Annotated in this window: 16 protein-coding genes; 14 read left to right on the forward strand and 2 right to left on the reverse strand. The window is 67.0% G+C overall.

What is annotated here, in order from left to right:
• Positions 1 to 113: 113 nt before the first annotated feature.
• Together AX676_RS16675 and AX676_RS16680 are read left to right on the forward strand one after the other, a co-directional pair.
• Positions 114 to 2837, forward strand: a complete 2724-nt coding sequence (locus AX676_RS16675) for a TonB-dependent receptor (protein ID WP_066478743.1) — start codon at positions 114 to 116, stop codon at positions 2835 to 2837.
• 64 nt (positions 2838 to 2901) lie between these two features.
• Positions 2902 to 4209, forward strand: coding sequence for a spinster family MFS transporter (locus tag AX676_RS16680; RefSeq protein ID WP_231726079.1), 1308 nt, complete (start codon positions 2902 to 2904; stop codon positions 4207 to 4209).
• Positions 4210 to 4216: 7 nt separating this feature from the next.
• Here the strand turns inward: AX676_RS16680 and AX676_RS18425 are convergent, their stop codons facing one another.
• Positions 4217 to 4963, reverse strand: coding sequence for a hypothetical protein (locus AX676_RS18425; RefSeq protein ID WP_231733190.1), 747 nt, complete (start codon positions 4961 to 4963; stop codon positions 4217 to 4219).
• Positions 4864 to 6129, reverse strand: coding sequence for a TetR/AcrR family transcriptional regulator (locus tag AX676_RS16690; protein WP_066478579.1), 1266 nt, complete (start codon positions 6127 to 6129; stop codon positions 4864 to 4866). Before AX676_RS16690 ends, AX676_RS18425 begins: the two co-directional genes overlap by 100 nt.
• Positions 6130 to 6292: 163 nt before the next feature.
• Between AX676_RS16690 and AX676_RS16695 the strand changes: the two genes are divergently transcribed.
• The 12 genes from AX676_RS16695 (at position 6293) to AX676_RS16755 (ending at position 17553) form a co-directional block, all read left to right on the forward strand.
• The gene (locus AX676_RS16695; RefSeq protein WP_066478580.1) at positions 6293 to 7576 is read left to right on the forward strand and encodes an acyl-CoA dehydrogenase family protein; all 1284 of its coding nucleotides are present in this window, start codon (positions 6293 to 6295) and stop codon (positions 7574 to 7576) included.
• A 250-nt stretch (positions 7577 to 7826) separates the two neighbouring features.
• A complete protein-coding gene (locus AX676_RS16705; protein ID WP_066478583.1) occupies positions 7827 to 8912 on the forward strand; it encodes a Zn-dependent alcohol dehydrogenase in 1086 nt (361 codons plus the stop codon).
• Positions 8909 to 9955: a phosphotransferase family protein gene (locus AX676_RS16710; protein WP_066478590.1), complete on the forward strand. Its 1047-nt coding sequence runs from the start codon at positions 8909 to 8911 to the stop codon at positions 9953 to 9955. Before AX676_RS16705 ends, AX676_RS16710 begins: the two co-directional genes overlap by 4 nt.
• A 163-nt stretch (positions 9956 to 10118) precedes the next feature.
• Positions 10119 to 10886, forward strand: a complete 768-nt coding sequence (locus AX676_RS16715) for an SDR family NAD(P)-dependent oxidoreductase (RefSeq protein WP_066478593.1) — start codon at positions 10119 to 10121, stop codon at positions 10884 to 10886.
• A gap of 12 nt (positions 10887 to 10898) precedes the next feature.
• Entirely contained in the window at positions 10899 to 11699 is an 801-nt protein-coding gene (locus AX676_RS16720) for an SDR family NAD(P)-dependent oxidoreductase (RefSeq protein ID WP_066478596.1), read from the forward strand.
• Entirely contained in the window at positions 11696 to 12253 is a 558-nt protein-coding gene (locus tag AX676_RS16725) for a DUF924 family protein (RefSeq protein WP_066478602.1), read from the forward strand. Before AX676_RS16720 ends, AX676_RS16725 begins: the two co-directional genes overlap by 4 nt.
• Positions 12254 to 12308: 55 nt before the next feature.
• Positions 12309 to 12665 (forward strand): phosphoribosyl-AMP cyclohydrolase, encoded by a 357-nt coding sequence (gene hisI, locus AX676_RS16730; protein WP_066478605.1) that lies wholly within the window; start codon positions 12309 to 12311, stop codon positions 12663 to 12665.
• A complete protein-coding gene (locus AX676_RS16735; protein ID WP_231726077.1) occupies positions 12665 to 13168 on the forward strand; it encodes a hypothetical protein in 504 nt (167 codons plus the stop codon). The genes hisI and AX676_RS16735 overlap by 1 nt, the downstream gene beginning before the upstream one ends.
• A 31-nt stretch (positions 13169 to 13199) precedes the next feature.
• Positions 13200 to 13631, forward strand: coding sequence for a MerR family transcriptional regulator (locus AX676_RS16740; protein ID WP_066478609.1), 432 nt, complete (start codon positions 13200 to 13202; stop codon positions 13629 to 13631).
• 11 nt (positions 13632 to 13642) lie between these two features.
• The gene (locus AX676_RS16745; RefSeq protein ID WP_066478611.1) at positions 13643 to 15445 is read left to right on the forward strand and encodes an acyl-CoA dehydrogenase C-terminal domain-containing protein; all 1803 of its coding nucleotides are present in this window, start codon (positions 13643 to 13645) and stop codon (positions 15443 to 15445) included.
• Positions 15446 to 15502: 57 nt separating this feature from the next.
• Complete coding sequence (locus AX676_RS16750) at positions 15503 to 15982, forward strand: PH domain-containing protein (protein WP_066773469.1); 480 nt, start codon at positions 15503 to 15505, stop codon at positions 15980 to 15982.
• Positions 15979 to 17553, forward strand: a complete 1575-nt coding sequence (locus tag AX676_RS16755) for a PH domain-containing protein (protein ID WP_066478614.1) — start codon at positions 15979 to 15981, stop codon at positions 17551 to 17553. The genes AX676_RS16750 and AX676_RS16755 overlap by 4 nt, the downstream gene beginning before the upstream one ends.
• Positions 17554 to 17555: the final 2 nt, after the last annotated feature.

Genomic DNA, 17555 nt, shown 5'->3' on the forward strand with positions numbered 1-17555 from the left:
CCTGAAAACCGTGATTAGCGCGGGGTCAGCGCGCTTGACGGCGCGTCAACATCGCCGCATCTTCGAGTATCAGGTATGTGCGGTGACTGCGCAGCCAGGACGGGAGAGGAATGATGAAGAAGCAGCAGCTGCTTTCTGCTTGCGCGATTTCGACGTTCATGATGGCGGCCGCGCCGGCCCTGGCGCAGGACGCTGCGCCGGCAAGCGAGGCCCAGCAGGCGAGCGAGGATGAAGGCCCGGCCGACATCATCGTGACGGCGCAGGGGCGCGCCCAGGTGCTGTCCGACGTGCCGGTCGCCGTGTCCGCGGTGTCGGCGGAAAGCCTGCAATTGTCGGGCGCGACCGACATTCGCCAGCTCAACCAGCTCGCACCGTCGCTGCTTGTGTCCTCGACGGGCTCGGAAGCCAACGGTTCGGCGCGTATTCGCGGCATCGGCACGGTGGGTGACAATCCCGGCCTCGAAAGCTCGGTCGCGGTCTTCATCGACGGTGTCTACCGCTCGCGGTCGGGCATCGGCCTGAACGAGCTTGGCGACATCGAGCGGATCGAAGTGCTGCGCGGGCCGCAGGGCACGCTGTTCGGGCGCAACGCGTCGGCGGGTATCATCAACATCGTCAGCAAGGCGCCGTCGTTCGACTTCTCCGGCGGCGGCCAGCTTGAATACGGCAATTACGACTATTTCCGCGCCGCCGGGAACATCAACGTTCCGCTCGGCGAGACGCTCGCGACGCGGATCGACGCAGTCTACACCCGTCGCGACGGCTTTTACTACGACGCGCGCAACGACACCGACATCAACGACCGTGACCGCTTCTTCGTCCGCGGCCAGTTGTTGTTTGAACCGTCGAGCGACATCCGCGTCCGCCTGATCGGCGACTATACCCGCCGCGACGAGAAGTGCTGCGCGGCGACCTATGTCGACAATTCGGTCAATCCGTTCATCGGAAACCTCAACAACCCGTCGACGCCGCTGTCGCCGCTCCAGGCGAACGGGAACAACATCGTCAACGTGCTGCGCGATCTCGGCCAGAATCTGAGTGCGCTCAACCCCGGCTATTCGCGCGACGTCTCGGTATCGCCCGGCCGCTCCTTTGATGGCACGACCGAGGACTGGGGCTTCTCGGGCCAGGTCGACTGGGATTTCGGTGCCGCGACGCTGACGTCGATCACCGGATATCGCAGCTACGACAGCGATCAGGGCGGCGACATCGACTATGGCACCGTCGACATCCTCTATCGCGCGGCCGATGGCGGGGCCAGCCGTCGCTTCGAGACGTTCAGCCAGGAACTGCGGCTGAACGGCGAGGCGTTCAACGGTCGGCTCGACTGGCTTGTCGGCGCCTATTACGCCGACGAAGACCTGACCGTCACCGACAATCTGCGCTTCGGCAACCAATATGGCCGTTTCGCGACGTGCCGGATCGTGTCGGGCGGCGGTCTGGCGGCGCTCTATTCGCCGACCTCGGCGGGATGTCTTGCCGCGCGACCAGCGGCGTTCGGCGCCGCATCGCCGCTGGTGTACGCCGCGCTGGATCGGCTCGACGGGCTCAATAATCGGGGTTCGACCCGTGACCGTTATTTTCAGAACAGCCGCAACTATGCGTTCTTCACGCACAATATCATCCACATTACCGACACGATCGATCTGACGCTGGGCCTGCGTTACACCAACGAGCGCAAGCGGTTCGATGCGACGTTCGGCAACGACAATACTGCGTGCACGGGGAACCAGGCGGCACTCGCCAGCTTCCTGACCAACCCGACGCTGGCCGCAACGGCCGGCGGCATCATCGGCTTGTCCTGCCAGGGCAATTCGACGGCGGAGCTCAACGGCGTGTCGATCAACGATCGTCGCAGCGAGGACGAGTTCACCGGCACCGCAATCGCGTCGTGGAAGGCGACGCCCGATCTGCTGCTCTACGGCAGCTATTCGCGCGGCTACAAGGCGGGCGGCTTCAATCTCGACCGTTCGGCGCTCAAGAGCCCGATCCTCCCCTTTGCGGCGGTCGGCGGCGCGCAGGCGCTGGTCAACAACCTCCAGTTCGACCAGGAAATTGTCAACGCCTACGAAGTCGGCGCGAAGTATCAGCGCGGTCCGGTGTCGGTCAGCCTCGCCGCGTTCCGCCAGGAGTTCGACAATTTCCAGCTGAACACCTTCAATGGAACCGTGTTCATCGTGCAGACGGTCAATGGCTGCAATTCCGACCTGAATGGCGGTGATCGGGATACGTCGGCGACGACGGGGGCGTGCGCGGCCGACGACACGACCTATGGCGTCGTGTCGCAGGGTGTCGAGCTCGAAGCGTCGCTGTCGCCGGTGCGCGACGTCAACGTCAACCTGGGCTTCACCTATGCGGACACGCGCTACGCCGACAATGTCGTCGGCAACAGCAACGGCGCGCCGCTCGATCCCGCGCTGCGCAAGCTGCCGGGCGACAACTTGTCCAACGCGCCGGAAATCGTCGTGACGTCGTCCTTTTCGTGGACGCCGGACATCGGTTCCTCGGGGCTGAGCGGCCTGTTCTACCTCGATGGCCGACTGACCGACGACTACAACACCGGATCCGACCTGTTTCCGCAAAAGGAACAGGACAGCTTCTTCGTGATGAACGCGCGCATCGGCGTGCGCGGACCCGATCAGCGCTGGGCAGTCGAATTCTGGGCGCAGAACCTGTTCGACGAGGATTATGCGCAGGTCGCGTTCAACTCGCCGTTCCAGGCGGGCACGACGTCGGCGCCGTTCGTCGATCCGCAGTATCCCGGCGGGCGCCAGCTCTTCTCGCAGTTCCTGGCGGAGCCGCGCACCTACGGGATCACGCTGCGCGGGCAGTTCTGATCGTGGGGCGGGGCGGCCGTAGGCGGTCGCCCCATCTCCATGCGACCGGGTCCGGGAAGCGGTGATGCGCAGTGACGCCGTGACGGACATGGGTGCCGATCCCTTGGCGGCCGCAGATGCCCGGTCGACGCATCGTCGCGGGCTGACGCTCGCGCTGCTGACCCTCACCTACTTCTTCAGCTACATGGATCGCCAGATTCTCGCGATCCTCCAGGAACTGATCAAGGCCGACCTCAAGCTTTCCGACACCCAGCTCGGGTTGCTGTCGGGCCTGGCTTTTGCCGTGTTCTATGCGACGCTCGGCATCCCCGTCGCGCGGCTTGCCGATCGTTTCAACCGCCGCAACATCATCGCGGTCTCGCTCGCGGTCTGGAGCTTGATGACCGCGCTCGGCGGGCTCGCCCAGAATTTCGCGCAGCTGCTGGCCGCACGGATTGGCGTCGGGATCGGCGAGGCGGGATCGTCGCCGCCGAGCCATTCGATCATCGCCGATCTTTATCCGCCCGAAGAGCGCGCCGGTGCGATGGGTATCTATTCACTCGGCGTTGTGCTCGGCGCCGCGATCGGCACTTTTCTGGGCGGTACCATCGCCAGCTTCTATGGCTGGCGGGTGGCGATGTTCGCGATCGGATTGCCCGGGGTGGCCCTGGCGGTGATCGTCTACCTGTTCGTCGTCGAACCGCGTCGCGGCATGGCGGACCGGCGCACCGATGCCGGGCGTGGGGCGATGCCCAGCCTGGTCGACGGTTTTCGGGCGATGGCCATCAGCGCGCCCGCCTTTCACCTCGTGATGGCAGTCACCCTCACCTCGATGATCGGCTATGGCCTGACCGCCTGGGGCCCGAGCTACATGCAACGCTCACTCGGGTTGCGGATGCTCGACATCTCGCTGATCGTGTCGCCGATCGGCGCAGTGGTCGGAACGCTCTCGGCGGTGGGCGGCGGTCGGCTGGCCGACTGGCTCGCCCGCAACCGCGGCCTCCATGCCCAACCCTGGATGGTGGCGGTGCTCAAGACCGCGGCGCTGCCCTTCACGCTGGGCTTTTTCATTTTCGATGAGCCCGTCGCGGCGCTGCTTTGCTATTTCCTCTACGTCCTGCTGGCCAACAGCTATCTCGGACCGACCTTCGCGTTGATCCAGGGGCTGGCGCCGGTGCGGCTGCGGGCGCTGTGGGCGGCGATCACGCTGCTGATCATCAACCTGATCGGGCTTGGGCTGGGCCCCACTCTGGTCGGCGTGATCAGCGACATGCTGAAACCCAGCCTGGGTACCGAATCGCTGCGCTGGTCGATGTGCCTGTTCGCTGCGGCCACGCCGTGGGCGATCTGGCACTACTGGCGCGCGGGCGTGCTGCTGCGCCGCGCGCCCTGATCGCGCGTCAGATCGCGGTCTTGCACCCGCGCGCGCGATGAACGCCGCGCAGGAAGCCGCGCCGTGCATAGCCCGCGTCGATTGCGGCCTGCAATCGCCGGTCGGCCGCCGCCGCGCCACTCACTTCGCGCACGATGCCGCGGAACGGGATGATCGAATTGACCACCGCGCGTCCGCCGGCTTCGGCAAGCTTGCCCTTCTTGCTCTCCTTTGCGGGTTCTTCGGAAAAGTCGGGACCGAGCTCGCGATTGAGGTCGGCGATCGCGCCGGCCAACGCGGTGCATGTGCCCACGCCCGTCATGGTATAGGGCGCTTCCGCTGCGGCGGCGAGCAGGGGCGGCACCTTGATTTCCTTGGCGCCGATGTCGCGTGCGGGCTGGGAGGCAATGTCCTCGGCCTTCTTCTTCGTCTTGTCCTCGTCGTCCTGCATCCGGGCGGCGTCGTTCGACTTTGCGTCCTGCCCCATCAGCGGCGCCGAGGCGACGGCCGTGACGGGCGCCGCGCCAGCGAGCGCGAGCGAAACCAGGAGGATGTGACGGAAGATCGGCTTATCGGCGTGCATGTTCGGCCCCGTTTCGGCTGGAAGCGCGCCGGGTGTGACGCAAATCGCATCATAACAGGCTTTGCAGGGCAGCGTTCTACAATCCTGCTGTCTCAATCGTCGCTGCCAAGCATCCGGTCGTCGAACAGCCCGAAAGCGAGCGTCGAGGCGTAGAAGGCGACCGCCCGCTCGCGCGGCATCGTGCTCGCCCATTTGCGCATGTCGAACGCGGCGTTCTGCAACGACATCAGCGCCTGCGATGCGACCAGCGGATCGACGGGGCGGATCGACCCCTCCGCGATGCCGTCGCTGATCATGCCGGCAAAGCGCCGCGCAATCCGGTTCGACCGGTCGACCATCGCCTGTCGGGCGTCGGGCGGAAGGCCGGTGAGCGCGGTAGTGCGCAACAGCGGTCCGCGCTCCGAAAACTGGATGTCGAGCAGCGTCGCGATGATGTTGATCAGGCGTTGCCAGTGCGACCCGCCACGCTGGTCGGCCGCGCGTTGCGCCGCGGTCATCAGGTCGAAACTGCGCCGGTAACAGGCGAGGACGAGGTCGTCCTTTGCATCGAGGTGGTGGTAGAAGCTGCCCTTGGTGACGTTGAGCTCGGACGCGATGCGCTGTACCGAGGCGCCGCGATAGCCGAGTTCGTTGATCAGCCGGGTCGCCGCGAGCAGGAACGCCTCGCGGCCCGGTTCGGGTTCGGCGGGCGCCAGGTCGAGCAGCTCGGGGGTCCAGTGCGCGCCCGGCGCGGCGATACCGTGACGGAACACGTCCATCAGCCGCGCTTCCACCCGCCCATATTGGTCGAGTTCGTACCGATCAAGCCAGGCGGACAGCCAGAAGGTGTTCTCCAGCACGACGTGCGCGCGTGCACCGCGCAGGTCGGTGCGCGCGCGCGATCCCCCGGTGCCCCACAGGTTGCGCGTCTTTCGGAACACCTCGCGCCAACCGACGAGCAGCTCCGACTTGGCGGGCTCCTCCATCGCGCGCAGGTCGGACAGGATCGCGAAGGCCTGTTCCTCGCCACGGCGAATGCGGGCGAGCCGATTCATGTTGAGGTCGAGATAGCGTTCCACCCGCGCGTCCGGCGTCGACGCTTCCAGCGCTTCGTTGAGCATCGTTTGCAACCGGCCGAGCGTGTGCTCGAAGCAGGCAGCCGCAAGGTCCTCCTTGCGCTTGAAATAATAGGTGACGCTGGTGGTGTTGAGGCCGACGCGACGCGCGACGTCGGCAAAGGTCATGCCCTTGGCGCTTTGTTCGTTGATGGCTTCGGCGGCGGCGGCAAGGATCGCGTCCCGCTTGGCCTGGAACCGCTTCGTCCCGATTTCCCCGTTGCTGCGGCCCCCGGTGGGACGGAGGCTTTCCGATACATCCATTATGACAGCTTAGCAAAAGTGATTCGAAGGAACAGTGGCTTTTTTCCGTGCGACGAAACGGCGGTTCCCGGACGTCAAATCTCGACCAAAGCTGCTTTACCGAAGATCGGGTATGGCCTAAGTCAGCCTGCAAATCGTGAACGAACGGGATAGGAGGGCTGCCATGGATTTCACGCTCAGCGAGCGGGAGACCCATTTTCGGGATCGGGTCCGCAGCTTCATCGCCACCCATGTTCGTCCGGCGCGGCACGACTATCACCGTCAGATGGCCGAAGGCGAGCGTTGGAAGGTCCTGCCCGTGCTCGAAGAGCTGAAGGCCAAGGCGCGTGCCGCAGGGTTGTGGAACCTGTTCATGCCGCCGCATTCGGGTCAGACCCATGTCGACGACACGTTCGCGTTCGAGGGCGAGCAGCTCACCAACCTCGAATATGCCCTTTGCGCCGAGGAAATGGGGCGGATCGGCTATGCGTCGGAGGTCTTCAACTGCTCCGCGCCGGACACTGGCAACATGGAGGTTTTCCACCGCTACGGCACCCGCGAACAGAAGGAACAGTGGCTGCGGCCATTGATGAACGGCGAGATCCGCTCGGCCTTCCTGATGACCGAACCGGCGGTCGCTTCGTCGGATGCGACCAACATCGAAACCTCGATGGTCCGCGACGGCGACCATTATGTCATCAACGGCCGCAAATGGTGGTCGTCGGGCACCGGCGATCCGCGCTGCAAGATTGCGATCGTGATGGGCAAGACCAATCCGGGCGCGTCGCGCCATGCCCAGCAGAGCATGATCCTCGTGCCGCTCGACACGCCCGGCGTGAAGATTGAACGGATGCTGTCGGTCTATGGCTATGACCACGCCCCGCACGGGCATGGCGAGGTGGTGCTCGAGAATGTCCGCGTGCCGGTCGACAACATGCTGCTGGGGGAGGGGCGCGGGTTCGAGATCGCGCAGGGTCGCCTGGGGCCGGGGCGCATCCATCACTGCATGCGCACGATCGGCGTGGCGGAGGAGGCGCTGGAGGCGATGGCCAGGCGGCTGCAGTCACGCGTCGCGTTCGGCAAGCGGATTGCCGAACATTCGATCTGGGAGCAGCGACTGGCCCGCGCGCGCATCGACATCGAAATGACGCGCCTGCTGTGCCTCAAGGCCGCCGACATGATGGACCGCGCCGGCAACAAGGCGGCGCACCTGGAGATCAGCATGATTAAGGTCCAGGCACCGACGATGGCGCTCCAGATCCTTGACGACGCGATCCAGGCGCATGGCGGCGGCGGTGTGTCGGACGATTTCGAGCTGGCGCACAACTGGGCGAGCATGCGCACGCTGCGCTTCGCCGACGGCCCGGACGAGGTGCACAACCGGACCATCGCCCGTCACGAGCTGGGCAAATATGGCGATTACAAAGCGGACCGCGCGTCGAGCGGCGACATCGGGGTGACCCGGTGAGCGCCACCCCCGTCGCCCCGGCGCAGGAGCCCCCGCAAACTATCACGTTGCAGGGGACCCCGCAGGCCGGGGCCGCTATCCGGCCGTTGCACCACCTTCTGCCTGAGGTCCCGGCCTGCGCCGGGACGACGGACTGGGGGGCAGCGTCCTACAAGCACGTCACCCCGGCGCAGGCCGGGGCCTCTGGCAGGATGGAGCGCTCGCGCTTGATCGCGGTCCCGGCCTCCGCCGGGACGACCGAGCGTTTCGCATGAAGGCCGCCGTCCTGCGCCAGCCCGGCACGTCGCTCACCATCGAGGATGTGCGCATCGACGCGCCGGGTCCGCGTGAGGTGCTGATCCGCACCGCGGCGTGCGGGGTCTGCCGGTCCGACCTGCATTTTGTCGACGGCGCCTTTCCCCACCCTCTGCCGACGGTGCCCGGCCATGAAGCGGCGGGCGTGGTCGAGGCGGTGGGCGAGGGCGTCACCTCGGTCCGCCCCGGCGACCACGTCATTACCTTCTTCACCGTGTTCTGCGGCTCGTGCGAATTCTGCATCAGCGGCCGGCCATCGCTGTGCATCAATCCCTCGACGCGCCGCCCGGCGGACGCTTCGCCGCGGTTGACCCTCGACGACGGCACGCCGCTCGCCCCCTTTCTCAACCTGTCCGCCTTTGCCGAGCAGATGCTCGTCCATGAAAACGCCTGTGTCGCGATCGACAAGGCGATGCCGCTCGATCGTGCGGCGCTGCTCGGCTGTGCAGTCATTACCGGCGCGGGCGCGATCTTCAACGACAGCAAGGTCAAGCCGGGCGAACGCGTCGCGGTGATCGGCGCGGGCGGCATCGGGCTCGCCGCGATCAACGCGGCGAGGATCGCCGGGGCAGGCATGATCCTGGCCATCGACCCGGTGGCGGAGAAGCGCGATCTGGCGCGCAAGCTCGGCGCGACGCACGTCATGGATCCGGGCGAGGACAATGCGGTCAAGTCGGTCCTCAAGCTGACCGACGGCGGCGTCCACTATGCGATCGAGGCGGTCGGCCGGCCGCAGACCGCCGAGCTCGCCTGGGCGATCCTGCGCCGCGGCGGCACCGCCACCATCCTGGGCATGATCGCGCCTGGCAACAGCGTGTCGATCCCGGGCCCGACCTTTCTGACCGGCAAGAAGCTGCAGGGGTCGCTGCTCGGCTCCACCCAGTTCCCGATCGACCTGCCGCGATTGGTGCGCATGTATCTCGACGGGCTGCTCGATCTCGACACGATGGTGGCGGAGACGATCGCGCTCGATCAGGTCAACGATGCGCTCGACAAGTTGCGCAAGGGGGACTCGGTGCGTTCGGTGATCCGGTTCGCATGAGCGAGGCGACGGCCCCGATGGTCGCGACCGACGACCTGAACCCCGCCGCGCTCGAGGCGTGGATGGCCGCCAATGTCGCGGGCTATGCGGGGCCGCTTGCCTATGCCAAATTCCCCGGCGGTCAGAGCAATCCGACCTACCGCATCGACGCGGCCAGCGGCGCCTATGTTCTGCGCCGAAAGCCGTTCGGCCCGCTGCTGCCGTCCGCCCATGCGGTCGAGCGCGAATATCGGCTGATCGCCGCGCTGCATCCCACCGGCTTTCCGGTCGCACGGCCTTATGGGCTGTGCGAGGACGCGGGCGTGCTCGGCGCGGCCTTTTACGTCATGGAAATGGTGGACGGGCGCACGCTGTGGGACGGCGCGCTGCCCGGCATGACGCCCGGACAGCGGCGGGCTTATTACGACGCGATGGTCGACACGCTCGCGGCGCTGCATGCGGTCGATTACGAGGCGGCGGGGCTGGGCGACTATGGCAAGCCCGGCAATTATTTCGAGCGCCAGGTCGCCCGCTGGACCAAGCAGTATCGCATGAGCCAGACCGACGATGTGCCCGAAGTCGAGCGGCTCATTGCGTTTATGGGCAGGAGCGTCCCCGAACAGACGCGCACTTCGATCGTCCACGGCGATTACCGCATCGACAATATGATCTTCGCGCAGGACGGCCCGCGCGTGCTGGCGGTGCTCGACTGGGAACTGTCGACGCTGGGCGATCCGCTGGCGGATTTCAGCTATTTCCTGATGAACTGGGTGACCGAGCCGGAAGGGCGCTCGGGCGTCAAGGGACTGGACGGTCCGGAAACCGGCATCCCGACCATCGCCGAGGTCGTGGCGCGTTACTGCGCCGCGACGGGCCGCGACGGCGTGCCCCAACTCGACTGGTATTTCAGCTACAACCTGTTCCGCCTGACCGGCATCGTCCAGGGGATCAAGAAGCGGATGATCGACGGCAATGCGTCGAGCAAACAGGCGGCGGCGACCGTCGAGCGGCTGCCCGCGCTGGCCGCAGCGGCATGGCATTTCGCAGAGCGGGCCGGGGCGTGAGCGCGCCCGATTTGATGGCGGTCCCGGCCTATGCCGGGACGACGATCCCCACCTTCCGTCACCCCAGCGAAGGCTGGGGTCTCAGGCCATATGAGCGCACCATGTGGCAACAGATCCCGGCCTGCGCCGGGATGACGCCAACCTCTGAACCGGAGCCCCTTCCATGACTCACCTGTTCGACCTGACCGGCAAGGTGGCGATCATCACCGGATCGTCGCGCGGCATCGGCAAGGCATCGGCCGAGGCGCTGGCGGCGCATGGTGCGAAGGTGGTCATTTCCAGCCGCAATCAGGATGCTTGCGACACGGTCGCCGCCGATTTGAACGCGAAACACGGCAAAGGCAGCGCCATCGCGGTCGCCGCCAGCCTGTCGCACAAGGCCGCACTCGCCAATCTGGTCGATCAGACGCGCGCCGCGTTCGGACGCATCGACGTGCTGGTCTGCAACGCCGCATCCAATCCCTATTACGGACCGCTGGCGGGCATCGAGGACGAACAGTTCCGCAAGATCCTCGACAACAACATCCTCGCCAATCACTGGCTGATCCAGCTGGTCGCACCCGAGATGATCGAGCGCCGCGACGGGTCGATCGTCATCGTCTCGTCGATCGGCGGCCTGCGCGGCGACGGCATGATCGGCGCGTACAATGTGTCGAAGGCGGCGGACTTCCAGCTCGCGCGCAACTACGCGGTCGAATACGGCCCGCACAACGTCCGCGTGAATTGCATCGCGCCGGGGCTCGTCAAAACCGACTTTGCCCGGGCGCTGTGGGAAGACCCCAAGCGGATCGCCGCGACCAACAGCCGCACGCCGCTGCGCCGGATCGGCGAACCGGAGGATATCGCCGGCGCGGTCGTCTATCTCGCCAGTCCGGCCAGCGCGTTCATGACCGGCCAGGCGATGGTGATCGACGGCGGTGTCACGATCTGAGCGGAGGAACGGATGATGCGCTTTCAGGACAAGTCGATCATCGTCACCGGCGCTGGCTCCGGCATTGGCCGCGCGACGTCGCGGGCCTTTGCGGCCGAGGGCGGGCGCGTCATCTGCGCCGACAAGAGTGTGGGCGTGCACGAGACCGTCGCGATGATCGCCGAAGCGGGCGGCACCGCCAACGCGATCGAGATGGATGCGGGCGCCGAAGCCGACGTGATCCGCACCGTCGAGCTGGCGGTCGCTTCATTCGGCGGGCTCGACATCGCTTATGCCAATGCCGGCATTTCGGGCGGCATCGCCGGATTGTTCGATGTCACGCCCGACGACTGGGCGGAGATTTTGCGCGTCAACCTGATCGGCCCGTTCCTGATGATCAAGCACGCCGCGCCGCATATGGTCGAGCGCGGCGGCGGCGCGATCGTCTGCACCGCCAGCGTCGCGGGGCTTCGATCGGGCGCGGGCGGGCCGCCCTATTCGGCGTCCAAGGCCGGCGTCATCAGCCTGGTCCAGACCAGCGCGCAGCAATTGTCGGGCAGCAATGTACGCGTGAACGCCATCTGTCCCGGCCTGATCGAAACCGGCATGACCGCGCGCGCCTATGAATATGCGCGCGAGCACGGCAAGGAGGATCGCATCGGCCGCCTCAATCCGCTGCGCCGGGGCGGCGAGCCGGACGAGATCGCGCAGGTCGCGCTGTTCCTCGCCTCCGACGCGGCGAGCTATGTCAACGGCCAGGCGATCGTGGTCGATGGCGGGCTGTCGTCCAGCCATCCCGTGACCCGCCAGGAGTTCGGCAAGACCGCCGCATGACGCCGGGGACGATCCCCGACCAGGCCGCCGGGGTCTTGGACTTCTGGTTCGCGCTGTCCAGCGACGCGCATTTCGCCAAGGACGAGGAGCTGGACCGCCGCATCGCCGCCCGCTTCGCGCCTCTGCTCGATCGGTTGAAGGCCGGCGGCGCGGCGGGGTGGACCGACACCCCCGACACCGCCCTCGCCGCGATCATCGTCCTCGACCAGTTCGCACGCAACATCCATCGCGGCTCTGGCGAGGCGTTCGCGGGCGACACGCTGGCGGTGGCCCTCGCGCTCGGCGCGATCCGGCGCGGGTTCGATCGTGCACTCGCGCCTGAACGCGCCATGTTCCTCTATATGCCGTTGATGCACGCCGAACATGCCGGGCTGCAGCATTTCGCGATCGAATGTTTCGAGGCCGCCGGGCTCGACGACCAGGTTCGCTTCGCCCGCGCCCATGCCGAGGTAATCGATCGCTTCGGGCGCTTTCCGTCGCGCAACGCCGCGCTCGGGCGCGAAAGCAGCGCGGCGGAGCTTGCCTATCTGGCCCGGCCCGACGCGGGTTGGTGACGGCGGGGGGCACCTCTGGCTTGGCCGCCGCCGCGCAAGCCGCTAACGCGGCGGCATGGATCCTCGCGAAACCGGGCTGACACTCGACCCCCGCTATGATGCCGGCGGACTGATCACCGCTGTCGCCACCGATGCCGCAACCGGCGAAGTGCTGATGGTGGCACACATGAATGCCGAGGCGCTCGATCTTACCCTGGCGACGGGCGAGGCGCATTTCTGGTCGCGCAGCCGCGCGCGCCTGTGGAAGAAAGGCGAGACTTCGGGCCACGTGCTGCACGTGCTCGAAGCGCGCATCGACTGCGATCAGGACGCGGTCTGGCTGCGCGTCGCCCCGGCCGGGCCGGCATGCCACACCGGTGCGCGAAGCTGCTTCTACCGCCGGATCGAGGGGCGGGCACTGGTTCGCGAATGATGCGCCGGGCGCTTCCGCTGATCATCGCGCTGGCCGGGCTGGTTTCCGGCTGCGGCGGCGGGGAAGGGCAGGGGACGACCGCCGCCGATGCCGGTGCCGCCATCGAAGCCGCCGCGATCCGGCAGGGGCTGGTGCCGCCGCCGGGAGTCGCCAACCCGGTTGGAGTCTTCGTCCGCGAAACCGACCGCGTCTGCGTCGTGTCGGCGGGCGATCGTTATCGCATCGGCGTCACGATCGATTACGGCGACGGGATCGGATGCACCGCGCGCGGCACGGTCGCCCAGTCGGGTTCCGCGCTGCGCATCGAGCTGGGCGACTGCGCCTTCGACGCACGGATCGAGGGGGAGGAGATCGCATTTCCGGCGCGCATTCCCACGGGTTGCGCGGCGCTCTGCCGGGGCCGCGCCAGCCTGTCCGCGCTCCGGGTCCAGCGCCTGAGCGATGCGCCGGCGGAGGCGCAATTGCTGCGCGATCCGCGCGGCCGATTGCTCTGCGGGAGTTGACGTTCACGTAAACCTGGCGTAGGAATGCGCCATGGCGACGAACGTGCCCACGATCGCGACTTTCGCCCCGATCGAACCGCGGCCGGACCGCGAATATTTCTCGATCTCGGACCTGTGTGCCGAGTTCGACGTCACGCCGCGCGCGCTTCGCTTCTATGAGGACGAAGGGTTGATTTCGCCCGAGCGGCGGGGTCTGGCGCGCATCTACTCGCATCGCGACCGTGCGCGGCTCGCCTGGATCCTGCGCGGGAAGCGCGTCGGGTTCAGCCTGGCCGAAATCCGCGAGATGATCGACCTCTACGATATCGGCGACGGCCGCCGGGTGCAGCGCCGCGTGACCATCCAGCGCTGCCGCGATCGCGTCGCGCTGTTGCGGGCGCAGAAACGCGATATCGACGCCGCGATCGCCGAGCTACAGCAATTCGTCACCTTTCTCGAAACCGAAACACACCCTCAGGACTAGGATCGCCCGACATGCCGCAATATACGCCGCCGGTGCGCGACACGCGCTTTGTGCTCGACCATGTGATCGGCCTCGACCGCTTCGCCAATCTGCCCGGATTCACCGGCGCGACGCCCGACATCGTCGACGCGGTGCTGGAGGAAGGCGGCAAGTTCGTTGCCGAGGTGCTGTTCCCGATCAACCAGTCGGGCGACCAGGAAGGCTGCACCCGGCACGCGGACGGCAGCGTCACCACGCCGGCGGGCTTCAAGGAAGCCTATGACAAGCTGGTCGAGAGCGGGTGGTCGACGCTGTCGGCGCCGGAGGAATTTGGCGGTCAGGGGATGCCCCACCTCATCTCGACCGCGTTCGAGGAATATATGATTTCCGCCAACATGGCGTTCGCCATGTACCCCGGGCTGACCCACGGCGCGGTCGCAGCACTGCTCGCCAAGGGGTCGCAGGCGCAGAAGGAAAAATACGTTCCCAAGATGGTGTCGGGCGAATGGGGCGGCACGATGAACCTGACCGAGCCGCAATGCGGCACCGATCTGGGGCTGATCCGCACGCGCGCCGAACCCAATGCCGACGGCAGCTACTCGATCACGGGCACGAAGATCTTCATCTCGTCGGGTGAACATGACCTGACCAGCAACATCATCCACCTCGTGCTCGCCAAGACGCCGGGGGCGCCTGAATCGACCAAGGGGATCAGCCTGTTCGTCGTGCCGAAGTTCATCGTCAACGATGACGGCTCGCTGGGCGAACGCAACGCGGTCACCTGCGGGTCGATCGAGCACAAGATGGGCATCCACGGCAATTCGACCTGCGTGATGAACTATGACGGCGCGAAGGGCTGGCTGGTCGGCGAGGAGATGAAGGGCCTCGCCGCGATGTTCATCATGATGAACGTCGCCCGGCTGGGCGTCGGGCTGCAGGGCCTGGGTGTCGGCGAAACCGCGTACCAGAACGCGGTGCACTATGCGCGCGACCGTCGTCAGGGCCGCGCGCTGACCGGTGCGGCGGAGCCCGGCGAAAAGGCCGACACGCTGTTCGTCCACCCCGATGTCCGCCGCGTGCTGATGGAGGCGAAGGCGAGCCTGGAGGGGCTGCGCGCGCTGTGCCTGTGGGGCGCGCTCCAGGTCGACCTTGCGCATATGGCCCCCGACGAGGCGGAGCGGCAGCTTGCCGACGACCTGATCGGCCTGCTGACCCCGGTCATCAAGGGCTATGGCACCGACCTCGGTTACAAGATCGCGACCGATGCCCAGCAAATCTATGGGGGCCATGGCTATATCGCGGAATGGGGCATGGAGCAGTACGTCCGTGATGCCCGTATCGCCATGATCTACGAAGGCACCAATGGCGTGCAGGCGATGGACCTGGTCGGGCGCAAGCTCGCCCAGAATGGCGGTCGCGCCGTGCAGGCGCTGTTCAAGCTGGTGGGCGAGGAAATCGCCGCGGCAAAGGGCGACGAGAAGCTCGCCGACTTCGCCACCCGCCTCGAGCGTGCGCTCAACGACCTTCAGGCCGCGACCGGCTGGTTCCTCCAGAACGGGTTGCAGAACCCCAATCAGGTCGGTGCCGGCGCCTACAGCTACATGCATCTGATGGGCATCGTCGCGCTCGGCATGATGTGGCTGCGCATGCTGAAGGCGGCGCACGCCGCGCTGGCCGAAGGGCAGGGCGATGCGAAGTTCATGGAGGGCAAGATCGTGACCGCGCGCTTCTTCGCCGAGCGCATCCTGCCCGAGGCGGGGGCGCATCGCCGCAAGATCGAGGGCGGCAGCGACAGCATCATGGCGCTCGACCCGGAAATGTTCCTGGCCGCGTGACCGCATGCGGGCGGGTGCGGTTTCGCTTGAGCGACCGCGCCCGCCTGACGCATAGGGATGGCGATGCTCGCCCCGATTGCCTTGCAACCGCTCGAGCCGGGGCAACTCGGTGTAATGCGCGTCGATGCGGCGCTGAAATCCATCGTCGCAATCGCGGGCGCGATCGGCGTTGAGTTCGCGCTGGCGGACCGTCTGCCGGTATCGGGCCTCGTCGCCGTTCCGGTCCTGGTGCTCGCGATCTGGTCGATCCTGTTTTCCACCCGGCGGCGCTGGTCACGTTGGGGCTACGCCTTTACCGGCGGGGAACTGCATGTCGCGTCGGGCTGGCTGTTCCGCAGCCACACCATCGTGCCCGTCAGCCGCGTGCAGCATATCGATGTGAACCAAGGTCCGGTCGAACGCCATTACGCGGTGGCGAGCCTGTCGCTCTACACCGCGGGTTCGGAAAGCAACGTCGTGCACCTGCCCGGCATCGCCCGCGACACCGCCGATGCGATCCGCGATACCATCCGCGAAGCGATCGCGGCGCGGGGATGACCGACCTGACCGTCGACGCGGTGGCCGACGCGGCAGACCCGGCCCGCCGGCTTCACCCCGGAACCGTCCTGCTCCGTATCCTGGCCGCCAGCCCGCGCACGCTGTTGGGGCTTCCGGCGCTGATCCCGTTGATCAACCGTCGCGGCCTGCTGGTCGGGATTGCCGTGCTCGGGCTGATCGGGGTCGTCAGCCTGCTGGTCGCATGGCTGCGCTGGCGCGCGTTCACCTACCGGATCACCGCGGACGAGGTGGTCATCGCCGACGGCATCCTCAACAAAAGCCGACGCTCGATCCCGCTCGAGCGCGTGCAGGACGTCTCGCTCGAGCAGAAGCCGCTCGCCCGGCTGTTCGGGCTGGTCACGGTGCGGATCGAAACCGGCGGTGGCGATGCCGATGAAGCGACGCTCGACAGCGTCGCCACCGCGGAGGCCGAACGGCTGCGCGCCACGATCCGTGCGAGCAGCCTTCGTCGCCGTGTCGCCGCCACCGACGGTCGCGACGCGCCGCTTGCGGGACCCGATGCCGACGCCGCCGCCGACCACGAACATCCGTTGTTCGCGATGGACCTTCGCCGCGTCCTCACGCTCGGCCTGTTCCGGTTCTCGCTGGTCTGGATCGCGGTGATCTTCGGGATCCTCAACACGCTCGGCGATGCGATCGACTTCGACTACGATCTGATCGACGAGTGGTATCGGGCGGGCAAGCGCGAGGCCGCACATTATCTGAACATCGCGTCGTTCGTGATCGTCGGCGTGCTGGCGATCATGCTCGGCCTGGCCAGCGGCGTCCTCCAGACCCTGCTCGGCGAATTCGGGTTTCGCATCACCCGGATCGAGCAGCGGTTGCGCCGCGTGCGCGGCCTGTTGACTCGAACCGAGGTCGTCATCGCGATCAACCGTGTCCAGCTCGCCCTGATCCGGCGTGGCGCGATCAGCGGGCTGCTGGGCTGGCGGGCGCTTGAGCTCCAGACACTCGGCGGCAGCAACGACAAGGGCGGGCGCCAGTCGATCGCGCCGCTCGCGCGTCCCGATGAAATTGCTCCGATCCTCGCCGCCGCCGCGCTGCCGCCGTTCGAGCCGCTGCCGCTGCGCGAGGTTTCGCCGCGCCACATCGTCCGCTCGCTGATCCTGAACGTGCCGGGACCGCTGGCGGCCGTGCTGATCGCAACAATTGTCTTTCCGCCCGCGGTCGCCTTGCTGGTCCTCACCCCGCTGCCGGTCGTCGCGGCGCTGCTCGCGCGGCGTTATCACCGCTACGCGCTTCTCGACGGCTCGCTCCAGGTGACGCGCGGGGTCCTGTCGCGCGAAGCCTGGATCGTCCCCGACCGCGCGGTTCAGGTCGTGCGCATGCGCCAGGGGCCGTTGCAGCGCCTGCTCGGCATCGCCAGCATCCACATCGATACCGCCGGGGCGGGCAAGATCCGCGCGCCGCGCATCATCGACGTCGACACCGCGATCGCGCGCGACATGGGTGCAGCAATTGCCGCGCGCGCGATCTGGGCGGATCAGTTGGCAGACGCGGGGGCGGAAACCGGCGCGGCCGGCGAGGCGGTAGGGGCGGGCACCACCTGAAC

Source organism: Sphingomonas sp. CCH21-G11 (genome assembly GCF_001555965.1).
Classification (GTDB): domain Bacteria; phylum Pseudomonadota; class Alphaproteobacteria; order Sphingomonadales; family Sphingomonadaceae; genus Sphingomonas.